This window comes from Gulosibacter sediminis (assembly GCF_023370115.1).
In the GTDB taxonomy this organism is placed as follows: Bacteria; Actinomycetota; Actinomycetes; order Actinomycetales; family Microbacteriaceae; genus Gulosibacter; species Gulosibacter sediminis_A.
In genome coordinates this window covers 276749-290122 of the sequence record NZ_CP097160.1, presented here as the reverse complement: position 1 = coordinate 290122, position 13374 = coordinate 276749, and the positions used below count along the sequence as shown (strand labels likewise).

Sequence of the window (13374 nt, the reverse complement as noted above, 5' to 3'; positions counted from 1 at the left end):
GCATCCGGCCCGCGCATCCGCCCTCAAACCCCGCCGTAACGAAACGTGGCGCCCACGCAATCGCGCGGGCGCCACATCCTCGGCGTAGCTACACGGCCGGCCAGAAGTCCGGCAGCGTCGAGAGGTCGGAGATCTGCTCGTACGGCTGGTAGAACTCGCTGCCCGGGAACCCGTAGCGGTTCACCCAGATGCGGCGCACGCCGTACTTCTTCGCGGGCATGATGTCGTACTCCCAGCCCTGCGCGACGTGCGTGATGAGCTCGGGGCCGCGGTCGATCGTCTTGAACAGGTGCTCGAACGCGCCGTCGTTCGGCTTGTACCAGCCGGCGTCCTCGGCCGTGATGACGTAGTCGAAGTCGACGCCGATGGTCTCAACGTGGTGCGTGATGAAGTCGCGGTCGGAGTTCGAGATGATCGCGAGCTGCACGCCCTTCTCCTTGAGCTGCTGCAGCGCGGCCGGCACCTCGGGGAACACCGGGAGTTCCTTCGCCTCTTCGACGAGCTGGTCGCCGAACTCGGCTTCGTAGCGCGCGCCGTGCAGCTGCATCGTCTTCTCGAGCGTGAGGCGCACGAGGTCCTGGTAGCGCGTGTAGGGCCCGCGAGCGACGGCGTAGAAGCGCACAACGCGGAGGTTGTCGAGGAAGGTGTCGTGGTCAATCCCAACCTCATCGAGACGGTCGCGCACGATCGGCAGCGCCAAACGGTTCAAATCAAAGTCGATCAGGGTTCGGTAGCAGTCGAACGTGGCGATCGGGCTGGTGTTGCTCATTCTGTTTCCTATCGGGTGAGTGGTGACTTATGGGCTAGTTGCCGCGGCCGGCCGACTCGACAACGGAGTTGCGAGTGGTCGCGCCGGTCGCGGCGTCGGTGATCTCGAAGACGGGTTGGGCGGACTTGAGGAACTCGAGGTCGAGGGCGCTCTCGCCGCTCACGGCGAGGTCGGCGCCGATCTGGCCGATGGCCGGCGCGATCTTGAAGCCGTGGCCCGAGAAGCCGCCGAGCACGACAGTGTTGCTGTGCCCCGGCGCGAGGTCGAGGTACTCGTGCATCGAGCGCGTGTAGCTCTCGACGTAGGTCTGCATGCGCACCGGGTTCGGCGCGAGCCCGGGCAGCAGCTCGCGCATCACCCACGCAAACTTGTCGCGCTGTTCGTGCGCGGCGTCGTGCTCGAGGTGGCGGGGCAGCGTGTCGGGGTCGCCGGTCGGCAGGTGGTCGTTGAAGCCGAGCCCGAGCTTGACCGAGCGGCCGCCCTCGGTCGGAATCCCATAGCAGTAGCCCGGGGCGACCTGCATGAACGGCGGCAGCCCGTCGAGGTAGCCGTCGTCGCGGCCGATGAACCAGGCCGAGGTGAGCCGGCGCGTGACGATCCAGTCGCGCAGCTCGGGCACGAGCTTTGTCGTCCAGCCGCCGCACGCCACCACGACCCGGTCGAAGGCCTCGACCTCGCCGGATGCGCGGGTCACCTCGACACCCTCGTTCGCCTCGCGAATCGACGCGACCGGGGCGAACTCGTGCACGGTCGCGCCGCGCTGCACGGCCTGGGCGACCGCGGTCATGATCGACTTCTCGGGCGAGATGACGCCGGCCGTCGTGTCAACGAGGCCGATCTGCCCCCTGCGGAAGGCGAATTGCGGGAACCGCGTGCGCAGTGCGTCGCCCTCGAGCTGTTCGTAGGGCAGCTCCCACTCGGTCGCCATGCGGGCCGCGTGCTGCAGCTGCGCGTCGCCCTCGTCGCCGATGAGCAGCACGCCCTGCCGCTGGATCAGCTCGGTGCCGCTCGCCTGCTCGAGCTCGGCCCAGGCGCCGGATGCGGCGCGCACGATCGGCATGTAGGCCTCGGTGGTGAGTTCGAAGTTGCGGTAGAGCCGACCCTCACCACCGGCGCCGGCGAACGGATGCCCGATGTAGCCGCTCTCGAAGCCGTGGGCCTCGACGCCCGGGCGCTGGCTGAGTTGCCAAAGCACCTGCGAGCCGATTGCGCCCACGCCAATTACTGCTATTTTCATGCTCTCGTTTTCTTTCGGTGAAGTCCCGCGCGAATTGCCGCCCGAATGGGCTTAGCGCTCTACCTTGAGTCGGTGTTCGACATTGGCGACGATGCGAGAAGAGACAATACAAATGACCGCGTACATTACACCGGCGAGCACCAACACGTTGAAATATTGGAAGGTCATTGCTCCGATCGAGAATGCCTTGCTCGTGAGCTCACCTACGCCAATGGCAAAGGCGAGCGATGTGGATTGAAACACCATAATGAGCAGCGAGGTCAGCGGGCCAAGCACCGCGCGCAGGGCCTGCGGCAGCACCACGTGGAAGAAGCCCTTCGTCGGCGAGATGCCAAGACTCGAAACCGCTTCGGTTTGCCCCTTCGGCACGTGGAGGATTCCAGCGCGGAATACCTCACTCGAATAGGCGGCGAGGTTCAAGCCGTGCGCCATGACCATCGTGACGAATGCGGTCAACGTAATTCCCGCATCCGGCAAGCCGAAATAGAACAGGTAGATGACCGCGAGCAGCGGAATTCCTCGACAGACCTCGATAAAGGCCACCATCAATCGGCGCACCCAGACCGGGCCGCCAACGCTAATTACTGCGAACAGCAATCCGAATGGCAGACCGAGTGCCGCCGTGACGCCGGTGAGCGCCAATGACATTCCCAGCCCCTCGACGAGCTGAGGGAACCATTCTCCCCAACGCTCGAAAATCATACTGAGACCACCTTGTCGCGAATCTTGGCGTCAACGAATCGTGAGAAGTACGAAAGCGGGATTCCCACGATGAGGTAGAGCACGGCGGCCACCGAGAAGACGAAGACGGCCGAGGCTCCGCGCGACACCTCGAGCTGCGCCACGAAGATGATGTCGGCGACGCCGATGATCGACGCCTTCGCGCTGTCCTTGAGCAGGCTCACCGCGTACGAGGCCGAGGGAGGCAGCGCGAGGTTGAGCGCCTGCGGGGCAACGACTCGCCAGAACTGGTTGGTCGGCGTGAGGCCGAGGGCCGCGGCCGCCTCGCGCTGGCCCCGGCTCACGTTGTCGATGCCCGAGCGGTAGTTCTCGGCGAGGTACGCGCCCGAGATCAGGCTCAGTCCAATGAGCGCGGCCGGCAGCGGTTCGAGCGCAAGGATCGGGCTGATGCCGTAGTAGATGATGAGCAGCCACACGAGCGGCGGCACGCCACGGCAGATGTCGATGATGCCGATGGCGAGCCAGCGCGCTGGCAGGAACTTCGACACCCTCGTGAGCGCGAGCGGCACCGCGATGATGGCGCCGGCGACGAACGAGACGACCGTCAGGATGATGGTGATGCCAAGCCCGGCGCTGATGCTCGTGAACAGGTCACCGATGCTGAAGCCGCTCATCGGTTGAGCACCGCCTGCAGGAACGTCTTCGTGCGCTCTTCCTTCGGGTTCTTGAAGAGCTCGCTCGGGGCGCCCTCCTCGAGAATCACGCCGCGGTCGAGCAGCATGACCCGGTCGGCGACGCGCTCGGCAAACCGCATCTCGTGCGTGACGACGAGCATCGTCATGCCGCTGTCGGCGAGGTCGCGCATGACCTTGAGCACGCCGTCGGCGATCTCGGGGTCGAGTGCCGAGGTCGGCTCGTCGAACAGCATCACTTCCGGGTCGAGGGCGAGCGCCCGCGCGATGGCGATGCGCTGCTGCTGGCCGCCCGAGCATTCGGAGGGCTTTGCGTTCGCCTTGTCGGGCAGCCCCACCTTCTCAAGCAGCTCGAGCCCGACCCGCTCGGCCTCCTTCGTGTCGCGCTTGCCGTTGAGCTTCTGCGCGAGCACGATGTTCTTCAGCACGCTGAGGTGGGGGAAGAGATTGAAGCTCTGGAAGACCATGCCGACGCGGCGGCGAAGGTCGATGAGCTCCTGCTTGCTCGGGCTCAGCGGATCGCGGAATACCGGCGCCCCGCCGAGCTCGAGCTGCCCGCCCGTGGGGCGTTCAAGGTAGTTGAGGCACCGCAGAAACGTGCTCTTGCCAGCCCCACTCGGGCCGATCAGCGCGATGACCTCGCCCGGGCGCACGTCGACCGAGATGCCCTTGAGGACCTCGTTCTTGCCGTACGTCTTGCTGATCGCTTCTGCCCGAAGCAGAACTTCGCCGGTGTTGGTGTTGGCGTGGGTCATTGGAGTGGTCAGCCCTCGGTCTCGGTAGGTTCAGTCGTCGCCTCGGTTGGGTCGGCGATCCACTGCGGGTCGAGGCCGTACTCCTCGAACTGTTCCTGCATCTGGCCCGACTCGATGTAGTCGGCGAGCACGAGGTTGACTCCGTCCTTGAGCGCGACGTTGTCCTTTTCGACCAGCACGACCGCGAGGGCATCTTGCTGCGTGTGTGGCAGCTGATCCGACGGCTCCATGGTTTCGAGCGTGAGTTCGGAATACTGCGGCTGCGTGAGTCGCCACGAATTCGCGTGGTTATTCACAATGCCGACGTCAATTCGGCCGGCCTTCACGTCGTCGATTACCGCCACGTCCGACTGATATTCGGTGACGTTGTCGCCGAATACGTCGTAGAGCTGCTCGTTCCAGAGATATCCCTGGGGCGTACCGATCTTCTTGTCCTTGAGCTCTTCGACGGTGTGCCAACCCTCGCCCTTCGTCACCACGCCCATCGTGCTCTGGTACATCGGGTTACTGACTTCGAACAGTTCGCGGCGTTCGTCATTCACGGTCCAGTTACTCGAGCTCAGGTCGGCTCGATTGTTCTGGAGGCCCTCAATTGCGCCGGCAAATGAGGTGACCTGGTAGTCGAGTTCGAGGCAGAGATTTGCAGCGATTTCTTTGAGCAGCGTGCCCTCGACTCCAGCAATATCACCGCCCTCCGTCGTAACGAATGGCGGGTGCTCAACGACGAGTGCGGTGAGTTTGCCCTCGGTCATCGTTTCAACTTCAGCGATTGGCTCGCAATCTGCCGAAACGGTCGAGCTTTCTGAAGCGCTCGCGCAGCCGGTCAGAAAAAAGACCACGGCAGCAAGGCTGCCCGCAAGAAGATGCCGTCCTGCGCTTTTGGGTTTTGGGTGACGAGTAATGGACATGGAATGATCCTCGATCCTGGGGGAATCAACTGTGATTCGCTTACTCCGTTTTGATTGACCCCAACACAACCATCGGTGCATGTTCATGTCAAGCCCCAGATTTGAGTTTTTTGCGCGCTCACTTGATTGTGCTTGCGGATCTGTTGCACAACAGGCCGCGACATGGAAGGATCTGTTCATGGAGCTTGATGAGCTAGATCGCCAGATCCTCGGCGCGCTGTACGCCGACGGACGCTCCTCCTGGGCAAAGATCGCCGAGGAGATCGGGAGTTCGACCAGCACGGTACGGCGCCGCTACGAATCGCTGTCGTCGCAGGGCCTCGTGCGGGTCATCGGCCGCACCGACGTCTCACGGCTCGGCTTCGGCCCACCCGCGATCGCGAAGTATGTCGGCCGCGACGCGCTGACGCCCGAGTTCGCCCAGCACCTGCAGCAACATCCACACGTGCGCTTCGCCGCCTCCACCGTCGGCTCGGGCGACGTGCTCGCTGAGATCGTGCCCCGCTCGCTCGCCGACCTGCAGCGCATCCTCACCGACATCTCGCAGAAGTTCGACGTCACGTCGGAGAGCTTCGTCGTCGCCCACACCTACACCTCCGGCCAGGACTGGCTGCCGAACGCAGCCCGCCGCATCGACACCGCCGCGCCGGGCGATCCGCTCCAGCTCACCCCCGAGCAGGCGAAGGCCCTCTCGGCACTGCTGCCTGACGGCCGCACGCCGCACGCCGCGCTCGCGAAGCTGCTCGGCAAATCCGAGAACACCACCCGCAAGATCGTCGACGACATGTTCCAGCGCGACCTCGTGTCGCTGCGCGTGCTCGTCGAGCCGGCCCTGCTCGGCTTCGAGACGTCGTTCTGGGCGTTGCTCAACGTCGACCCTGCCTCCCTCACGCAGGCGGCGCCGATTCTCGCAGAGCACCCATCGACCAAGACGCTCTTCGCGACGACCGGCAGCAGCAACATCCTCGGCCAGTTCGTGCTGCCCCACCACACCGACACCTTCACGTTCATGACGGATGTGCTCGGCACGCTGCCGGGCATTCGCGGCTTCGAGATTCTGGTCGAGTCGGCGACGCACAAGCGCGTGTGGAACACCATCAACGACGGCGTCTACGGCCCGATCGCGGGCCCCGACTGGCTGTTCGGCGACCACGCCGCAAGCTAGGCGGCGCACCGGCCTAGCCGTCGACGCGAAGCGCGCCGACGTTGACGACGTTGCTCAACGGCTCACCCGCTCGATGCCGCGCATAGTTCTCGAGGAATAGCTCGACCGCCGCGTCGCGCCAGCCGATCGTGTCGGCCGACTGGTGCGGTGAGACGAGCACCTGCTCCATCTCCCAAAGTGGACTTTCGGGCGGCAACGGTTCCTGCGCGAACACGTCGAGCGTCGCCGCGGCGGGTGCACCGCAGCGCAGCGCGTCGATGAGGGCCGCCTCGTCGACCAGCCCGCCGCGGCCAACGTTGATGAGGTGGGCGCTCTGCTTCATGAGCGCCAGCTCGGCCAGCCCGATGAGGCCCCGCGTCGCCTCGGTGAGGGGCGCCGCGAGCACGATGTCGTCGGCACCCGGCAGCAGCTCGTGGAGCTCGTCGATGCCGTGGACGACCCGGGTGCCGCCCCGAGCATCTGGTTCTTCGCGCCGCGTGCGCCCGATGATCGCGACGTCGATACCGGTGGCGCGCAGCAGCTCGGCGATCGTGCGGCCCACTCCCCCGGCGCCGACCACGAGCGCGCGCCGGCCGGCGATGCGACTCGTCGGCTGCTGGTCCCACACCTTGCCGCGCTGGTGTGCGAGCAGACGGTCGAGCCCCTTCGCGCGATAGAGGATGCTCGCGAGCACGAACTCGGCCATTGGCTGTTCGAAGAGGCCCTGGGTGTTCGTCACCGTGACCGAGTCGGCGACCTCGGCCGTCGCGACCGCGTTCACGCCGAGGCTGTTCGTGTGAATCCACTCGACCTTGCCCGGGCCGCACTCGTGCACGAGCTTCGTCTGGAGATCCCAGACGAGCAGCACCTTCGCGTCGGCCAGCACCGCCCGGTACTCCTCGGGAGTCGAGACGTAGTGGGGCGTGAGGTCGCGCTCGAGCCGCGCCAACTCCGGCGGCGGCTCTGCAGCATCCGCCACCGCCACCAGCACCATCGGTTTCATTGCCGCTCCTCTCGGACCCACCCACATTGGCAGCCACCGAGCGATCGTATAACAGTTATCCAGTTACCCCTAGCAGGCCCTTACGCGCCCGCAACATTCCCCCGCTAACCCGGAAAGAGCAGCAGGCCCGGTCACCCATCGGGGTGACCGGGCCTGCATGCCGAGCGAACTACCTACTCGTCGGTGCTCGTCGTGACGCCAGCTTCGGCATTGCTGGCGGCCGTTTCACCGGCCGTCACACCAACCGCCTGGCGCTCGGGACGCTTCACGTCGAAGTCGAACTTACCTTCGCCGAAGTTCACCGTGACGTGGTCGCCACCGCGCAGCTCGCCGCGCAGGATGAGCTCCGACAGCTGGTCCTCGACTTCCTGCTGCATCGCGCGACGCAGCGGGCGGGCACCAAGTGCCGGGTCGTAGCCGACCTTGATCAGCTGCTCCTTGGCGGGGCCGGTGAGCTCGACGGTCATGTCCTGATCGAGCATCCGGTCGGCCAGACGCTTCGTGAACAGGTCGACAATCTCGAGGAGTTCCTTCGGCGAGAGCTGCGGGAACACGATGGTGTCGTCGACACGGTTGAGGAACTCGGGCTTGAAGTGCTTCTTGAGCTCTTCGTTCACCTTGCCCTTCATCCGCTCGTACGAGGTCGTCGTGTCGCCCTCGATCTGGAAGCCGACGGGGCCACCCGTGATGTCCTTCGTGCCGAGGTTCGTGGTCATGATGATCACGGTGTTCTTGAAGTCGACCACGCGGCCCTGGCCGTCAGTGAGACGACCCTCTTCAAGAATCTGCAGCAGCGAGTTGAAGATGTCGGGGTGAGCCTTCTCGATCTCGTCGAACAGCACCACCGAGAACGGCTTGCGGCGCACCTTCTCGGTGAGCTGGCCGCCCTCTTCGAAGCCGACGAATCCGGGAGGGGCACCGAACAGTCGCGAGACCGTGTGCTTCTCGCCGAACTCCGACATATCGAGGGTGATCAGCGCTGACTCGTCGTCGAACAGGAACTCCGCGAGCGCCTTCGCGAGCTCGGTCTTACCAACACCGGTCGGGCCAGCGAAGATGAACGAGCCCGAGGGGCGGTTCGGGTCCTTGAGGCCGGCGCGGGTGCGGCGGATCGTGCGCGAGAGCGCCTTGACTGCGTCTTCCTGGCCGATGACGCGCTGGTGCAGCGCCTCTTCCATGAACACGAGGCGAGCGGTCTCTTCTTCGGTGAGCTTGTAGACCGGGATGCCGGTGGCCTGTGCGAGCACCTCGGCGATCAGGCCCGCGTCAACGGTGCCGGTCGCCTTGACCTCGCCAGCCTTCCACTGCTTCTCGAGGCGCAGGCGCTCGCCGAGCAGCTGCTTCTCGTCGTCGCGCAGCGAGGCGGCCTTCTCGAAGTCCTGAACATCGATCGCCTCCTCCTTGTCGGCGCGCACCTTGGCGATCTTCTCGTCAAGTTCGCGCAGCTCGGGCGGCGACGACAGCACCGACAGGCGCAGGCGTGCGCCCGCTTCGTCGATGAGGTCGATGGCCTTGTCGGGCAGCTGGCGGTCGCTCACGTAGCGGTCGGAGAGCTGCACCGCAGCGACGATCGCTTCGTCGGTGATGGTGACCTTGTGGAACGCCTCGTACTTGTCGCGGAGCCCCTTGAGAATGTTGATCGTGTGCTGCGCCGACGGCTCGTCGACGATCACCGACTGGAAACGGCGCTCAAGCGCGGCGTCCTTCTCAAAGTGCTTCTTGTACTCGTCGAGCGTCGTCGCACCAATGGTCTGCATCTCACCGCGCGCGAGCATCGGCTTGAGGATGTTCGCGGCGTCGATCGCGCCCTCGGCCGAGCCAGCACCCACGAGGGTGTGGATCTCGTCGATGAACACGATGATGTCGCCGCGGTTCTTGATCTCCTTGGTGACCTTCTTGAGGCGTTCCTCAAAGTCACCGCGGTAGCGCGAGCCGGCGATGAGCGAGCCGAGGTCAAGCGCGTACACCTGCTTGTCCTTCAGCGTCTCGGGCACCTCGTTGTTCACGATAGCCTGCGCGAGGCCCTCGACCACGGCGGTCTTACCGACGCCGGGTTCACCGATCAGCACGGGGTTGTTCTTCGTGCGGCGCGACAGAATCTGCATCACGCGCTCGATTTCCTTCTCGCGGCCGATGACCGGGTCGAGCTTGCTGTCGCGGGCCATCTGCGTGAGGTTCTCGCCAAACTGGTCGAGCACCGCAGAGCCCTGCGGGTTGTTCGACGACGTGGCGCCCTCGGGGCCGGCCGCGACCGGCTCCTTGCCCTGGTAGCCGGCGAGCAGCTGAATGACCTGCTGGCGCACCGAGTTGAGGTCGGCGCCAAGCTTCACCAGCACCTGCGCCGCAACGCCCTCACCCTCGCGGATGAGGCCGAGCAGGATGTGCTCGGTGCCGATGTAGTTGTGGCCAAGCTGCAGCGCTTCGCGCAGCGAAAGCTCGAGCACCTTCTTTGCCCGCGGGGTAAAAGGAATGTGGCTGCCGGGCTTCTGCTGCCCCTTGCCAATGATGTCCTGTACCTGGTCGCGAACGGCCTCGAGTGAAATACCGAGTGACTCCAGGGCCTTGGCTGCGACCCCGTCGCCCTCGTGGATCAGCCCAAGCAGCAGGTGCTCGGTGCCGATGTAGTTGTGGTTGAGCAGCTTCGCCTCTTCCTGGGCGAGCACGATCACGCGCCGAGCGCGGTCGGTAAAGCGTTCAAACATCAGGCGTCTCCTTCGGGCTGGTTGCTGTGCCGATTCGGGTACAGCCGTGCCAGTTGCTACGAGACTAAACGGGGGTTCCTGACTTTCGCGCCCCTGTTCGCCGTCGGCGTGCACTCACCCAGCTAGGGGCTGGGTACGACCTCGGGCGAGCACTTCGCGCTCGAATGCTTCATCGCGTGCTGCCAGATTTCGCCGAGTGCGGCCGACGATTCGGGCCACGTCGAGTCGCCGGTGAACGCGCAGTCCGACACCGTGAAGTCGAGCTTGAAGTTGCCGCCGTCGCTGAGTGGGTTGCCGAGCACCTCAACCTGATAGTTCACGTGATCGGCGAGGTCTTCCATGAGCGGCGCGAGCTGCTCCCAAATCGCGGTCTGCTGGAACGCGACATCGGCCTCTTCGGCCGTGAGGTTGTCGGTCTCGCTGTCGAACGAGACCACCTCGATCTGCAGCGGCACGTCGTGGTCGGGGTAGTACGACACCTCGGCGCTCGCGAGGTCGTCGACCGGCATGAACGTCGATGCGACCGTCGAGAGGTAGCCGTACTCGGTAACGCTCGGGAATTTCGCGTCGTGAAATTCGCCCTTGAAGTGCGCGCTCGGCACGACGAGGTCCCACTGGCCCGACTCGGCACCGGGGTCGGTCACTTGGCGCAGCTGCGCGACGATCGAGTCGGCCACATCGGCGTCGGCGTCGGCGGGTAGCTCGATCGCGACGTAGCGCGGGTCGGGCGTCGGCGACGTGGTCGGGTCGCTCTGCAGCGTCGAGATGCGCTCGGTGTAGCCGCTCATCGCGACCGAGTCGATGCCGTCGAGCTGCAGGTGCATCCAGTAGGCAAGCTGCGCGGTGAGCGCGTCGCCGTCGAGGTTGTCGAAGTATTCGAAGCTCGACTCGCCGCGCTTGAGTTTCGGCTGGGATGCGGTGAGCCCCGCATCCGAGGTAATGGTCGTGAAGTTCGCGGCCTCTGAGCCGACCGTCGAGAGCTCTTCGGTCGTGATGTCGTCGGTGAGCGTCACGTTGAGCCCGTAGACGTCGGTCTGCTGCCCCGTGATGCCGAGGGTGGCCGATTCAACGCCCGGCAGCTCGCGCAGTTGGTTCACGTAGTTGCCGAGTGGATTGTTGTTCTGCAGCGTGCCCGGCTCTTCTGCGGCGGCGCAGCCCGTGAGATTGGCCAGCGTCAAAGCCGACCCGAGCGCTGCGGCGACACCGATGAGGAACCTGCGCATGCGCATCCCTCCTCCGGCAGCCAGTCACGTGAAATCTCGCGAACAAGTTGACGTCCGCGAGACCTCAGCAGCGTACGACCGCGACCAGAGTGTCACCTGGTGTTTCGCCGAACGTCCGCTCACCGTGGCTGCCGTCGCGTGCTCTCGCGCGGCGGGATGCGCGGCTCGAGCCGCGCGGGATGCCTAGCTTTCGGCGCGGCGAGCGCGTTCGGCCTCGAAGCGCTCGCGCTCCTCGACCTCGATGCTCTTGCGCTCCTGGCGCACCTTGCGGTCGGCGTTGAGGGCTGCGTAGATGATGAGCCCGAACATGGCGCCAATGACGATCGTCGGAATCACCGACCAAATCGCGTTCCACCACCAAGCTGCGTCCATAACGCACCAATGATACCGCTCTTCAACGCCTCCGCACACGACGCGAATGCGGCGGCGCGCATCGACCGAGACTGCGAGGTGCACGCCTCTCGTAGCTGGCGCCGATGCATCCAGACACATGTGTGCCACCTGTGCATCAGCGGAGCATTGGAGGCACATTCCGAGGCAGGGCTGATCGGGTGAAGAGTGCGAGCGCACTCCGGCGCCGTCTTGACGAGAGAGGTGGCCCTCTTGGCTACACAACAGACCGACCAGCTCACCTTCCAGAACCCGGTAACTCGATATGAGTCAATCAGCCCGCCGGTGCAAGATCAGCCTGAGCCGGGGCTCGACCAAGACCTCACGCCACAAGCCGACCGCGGCGAACACTCCTACCGCGGCACGGGTCGCCTCACTGGCCGCAAGGCACTCATCACCGGCGCAGATTCGGGAATCGGCGCAGCCGTGGCGATTGCGTTCGCGCGCGAGGGCGCCGATGTCGCTCTCTCATACCTCCCAGAAGAGGAGGTCGATGCGCTCGAAATCAAGGAATTCATCGAGTCCAGTGCCCGCCGCGGAGTCTTGATTCCTGGCGACCTCACCGACCGAGAGTTCTGCACCACCGTGGTCGAGCAGGCAATGGCTGAGCTTGGGGGGCTCGATATTCTCGTCAACAACGCCGGTCGGCAGATCGCCGTCGAAGAGCTCGGCGACCTCACCGACGAGCAGTGGACCACCACATTCGAGACGAACATCCACGCGATCTACCGCGTGTGCAAGGCAGCGGTCCCTTACCTGCAACCGGGCTCAACGATCATCAACACGACTTCGATCCAGGCGTACAAGCCGTCACCGACGCTGCTCGACTATGCGGCGACGAAGGCGGCGATCAACAACTTTTCAAAGGGCCTTTCGCAGCAACTCGCACCGAAAGGGATCCGTGTCAATGCCGTCGCGCCTGGACCGGTGTGGACAGTGCTTCAAGTTTCCGACGGCCAGCCGAAAGAAAAACTCCCGGAGTTCGGTAAGAACACCCCTCTCGGGCGAGCCGGCCAACCCACCGAGGTTGCCCCGGCATTCGTCTTCCTCGCGTCGCCCGAGTCCAGCTTCGTCATCGGCGAGACGTTGAACGTAAATGGCGGCCAGCCCTCGCCTTAACCATGCGATGCGTAAGGCCAAGCGCCCCTTCCCTATTCAGATACTGGACCCAGCCAACCTGACTCCCACGAGATTGATCCGAGGTGGTTTCGATGCAGAACTCCGACCGACACGTGAACCGCGAGCGACACCCCGATTTTGCGGATAACCAATTCACGCATCCACCGCATCCGGCGCCGCCTGAAGATGCTGAAGCCGGCAACGGTACCCACAGCTCATACGGCGCGGGGCATCCACACCTCGTCATGACGGGCGTTGAGGGTGGCGGGGCCGAGTTCCCCCTCACCCGTGAAGTGACGACGATCGGTTCCGCGCCGGACAACGACATTGAGTTGCCGGGCCTGTTGCCTCACCACGCGCGAATCACGCACACCGAAACCGACGAGTACGTACTCGACTCGATCGGCGAAACGACCACCCCGTCGGCGGGTGAGGCTTCCCCCACCGACGACGCCCCGACAGGGGCGCGCTTGCGTCACGGCTCGGGTTTCAAGATCCGCGAGCTCGGGTTCGTTTTCCAGCGCGCGGAGTACGCCGACCACGGCCGGCCGTTCGGCGGCCGAGGTGGGGGCGAGGGAGAGAAACAGCCACAGCAGGCGCCGCCGCCCGACTATCGTCCGGCGCACGAAGCCGCAAGGGCCGCCGAGCGGTCGACCCACGATGGGGCACCACCTGTCGTTGACGAGGAGCGTTCGCCGCGCGAGCAACACTAGGCGAACGCGGTTCGTGCGAAAGGGCAACCGCACGAATC

General features: G+C 64.9%; 13 protein-coding genes. 3 read left to right on the top strand and 10 right to left on the bottom strand.

The genetic code is table 11. The features are described 5' to 3' along the window. Positions 1 to 88 precede the first annotated feature (88 nt). From M3M28_RS01245 to M3M28_RS01220, 6 genes are read right to left on the bottom strand one after another with little or no spacing between them, the layout of a single operon-like run. Complete coding sequence (locus M3M28_RS01245; protein ID WP_249387047.1) at positions 89 to 769, bottom strand: haloacid dehalogenase type II; 681 nt, start codon at positions 767 to 769, stop codon at positions 89 to 91. A 34-nt stretch (positions 770 to 803) separates the two neighbouring features. Then, positions 804 to 2006: an FAD-dependent oxidoreductase gene (locus M3M28_RS01240; protein ID WP_249387046.1), complete on the bottom strand. Its 1203-nt coding sequence runs from the start codon at positions 2004 to 2006 to the stop codon at positions 804 to 806. A 51-nt stretch (positions 2007 to 2057) separates the two neighbouring features. After that, positions 2058 to 2708, bottom strand: a complete 651-nt coding sequence (locus tag M3M28_RS01235) for an amino acid ABC transporter permease (protein WP_249387045.1) — start codon at positions 2706 to 2708, stop codon at positions 2058 to 2060. Beyond that, positions 2705 to 3361 carry an amino acid ABC transporter permease gene (locus M3M28_RS01230; protein ID WP_249387044.1) on the bottom strand — a complete coding sequence of 219 codons (657 nt, stop codon included), beginning with the start codon at positions 3359 to 3361 and terminating at the stop codon, positions 2705 to 2707. Before M3M28_RS01230 ends, M3M28_RS01235 begins: the two co-directional genes overlap by 4 nt. Further along, entirely contained in the window at positions 3358 to 4134 is a 777-nt protein-coding gene (locus M3M28_RS01225) for an amino acid ABC transporter ATP-binding protein (protein WP_283255711.1), read from the bottom strand. The genes M3M28_RS01230 and M3M28_RS01225 overlap by 4 nt, the downstream gene beginning before the upstream one ends. Before the next feature lie 8 nt (positions 4135 to 4142). After that, positions 4143 to 4886 carry a substrate-binding periplasmic protein gene (locus M3M28_RS01220; protein ID WP_249387043.1) on the bottom strand — a complete coding sequence of 248 codons (744 nt, stop codon included), beginning with the start codon at positions 4884 to 4886 and terminating at the stop codon, positions 4143 to 4145. Positions 4887 to 5220: 334 nt separating this feature from the next. On the opposite strand from M3M28_RS01220, the gene M3M28_RS01215 reads away from it, so the two are divergent. Then, positions 5221 to 6207 (top strand): Lrp/AsnC family transcriptional regulator, encoded by a 987-nt coding sequence (locus tag M3M28_RS01215; protein WP_249387042.1) that lies wholly within the window; start codon positions 5221 to 5223, stop codon positions 6205 to 6207. A 13-nt stretch (positions 6208 to 6220) separates the two neighbouring features. Here the strand turns inward: M3M28_RS01215 and M3M28_RS01210 are convergent, their stop codons facing one another. The 4 genes from M3M28_RS01210 to M3M28_RS01195 all read right to left on the bottom strand — a co-directional run bounded on the left by M3M28_RS01210 (position 6221) and on the right by M3M28_RS01195 (position 11486). Further along, on the bottom strand, positions 6221 to 7189 hold the full coding sequence (locus M3M28_RS01210) for a D-2-hydroxyacid dehydrogenase (RefSeq protein WP_249387041.1): 969 nt from the start codon (positions 7187 to 7189) through the stop codon (positions 6221 to 6223). A 173-nt stretch (positions 7190 to 7362) separates the two neighbouring features. Continuing rightward, positions 7363 to 9891: an ATP-dependent Clp protease ATP-binding subunit gene (locus M3M28_RS01205; protein WP_249387040.1), complete on the bottom strand. Its 2529-nt coding sequence runs from the start codon at positions 9889 to 9891 to the stop codon at positions 7363 to 7365. A gap of 122 nt (positions 9892 to 10013) precedes the next feature. Next, positions 10014 to 11114, bottom strand: a complete 1101-nt coding sequence (locus M3M28_RS01200; protein WP_249387039.1) for a hypothetical protein — start codon at positions 11112 to 11114, stop codon at positions 10014 to 10016. 183 nt (positions 11115 to 11297) lie between these two features. Next, positions 11298 to 11486: a hypothetical protein gene (locus tag M3M28_RS01195; RefSeq protein ID WP_125108038.1), complete on the bottom strand. Its 189-nt coding sequence runs from the start codon at positions 11484 to 11486 to the stop codon at positions 11298 to 11300. A 231-nt stretch (positions 11487 to 11717) separates the two neighbouring features. Between M3M28_RS01195 and M3M28_RS01190 the strand changes: the two genes are divergently transcribed. Both M3M28_RS01190 and M3M28_RS01185 read left to right on the top strand, forming a co-directional pair. Next, complete coding sequence (locus M3M28_RS01190) at positions 11718 to 12623, top strand: SDR family oxidoreductase (protein WP_249387962.1); 906 nt, start codon at positions 11718 to 11720, stop codon at positions 12621 to 12623. A gap of 92 nt (positions 12624 to 12715) precedes the next feature. Then, the gene (locus tag M3M28_RS01185; RefSeq protein ID WP_249387038.1) at positions 12716 to 13336 is read left to right on the top strand and encodes an FHA domain-containing protein; all 621 of its coding nucleotides are present in this window, start codon (positions 12716 to 12718) and stop codon (positions 13334 to 13336) included. Positions 13337 to 13374 lie beyond the last annotated feature (38 nt).

Coding starts and splice junctions, on each gene's coding strand:
- M3M28_RS01245 (WP_249387047.1), bottom strand. CDS start 769: ATGAGCAACACCAGCCCGATCGCCACGTTCGACTGCTACCGAACCCTG.
- M3M28_RS01240 (WP_249387046.1), bottom strand. CDS start 2,006: ATGAAAATAGCAGTAATTGGCGTGGGCGCAATCGGCTCGCAGGTGCTT.
- M3M28_RS01235 (WP_249387045.1), bottom strand. CDS start 2,708: ATGATTTTCGAGCGTTGGGGAGAATGGTTCCCTCAGCTCGTCGAGGGG.
- M3M28_RS01230 (WP_249387044.1), bottom strand. CDS start 3,361: ATGAGCGGCTTCAGCATCGGTGACCTGTTCACGAGCATCAGCGCCGGG.
- M3M28_RS01225 (WP_283255711.1), bottom strand. CDS start 4,134: ATGACCCACGCCAACACCAACACCGGCGAAGTTCTGCTTCGGGCAGAA.
- M3M28_RS01220 (WP_249387043.1), bottom strand. CDS start 4,886: ATGACCGAGGGCAAACTCACCGCACTCGTCGTTGAGCACCCGCCATTC.
- M3M28_RS01215 (WP_249387042.1), top strand. CDS start 5,221: ATGGAGCTTGATGAGCTAGATCGCCAGATCCTCGGCGCGCTGTACGCC.
- M3M28_RS01210 (WP_249387041.1), bottom strand. CDS start 7,189: ATGAAACCGATGGTGCTGGTGGCGGTGGCGGATGCTGCAGAGCCGCCG.
- M3M28_RS01205 (WP_249387040.1), bottom strand. CDS start 9,891: ATGTTTGAACGCTTTACCGACCGCGCTCGGCGCGTGATCGTGCTCGCC.
- M3M28_RS01200 (WP_249387039.1), bottom strand. CDS start 11,114: ATGCGCAGGTTCCTCATCGGTGTCGCCGCAGCGCTCGGGTCGGCTTTG.
- M3M28_RS01195 (WP_125108038.1), bottom strand. CDS start 11,486: ATGGACGCAGCTTGGTGGTGGAACGCGATTTGGTCGGTGATTCCGACG.
- M3M28_RS01185 (WP_249387038.1), top strand. CDS start 12,716: ATGCAGAACTCCGACCGACACGTGAACCGCGAGCGACACCCCGATTTT.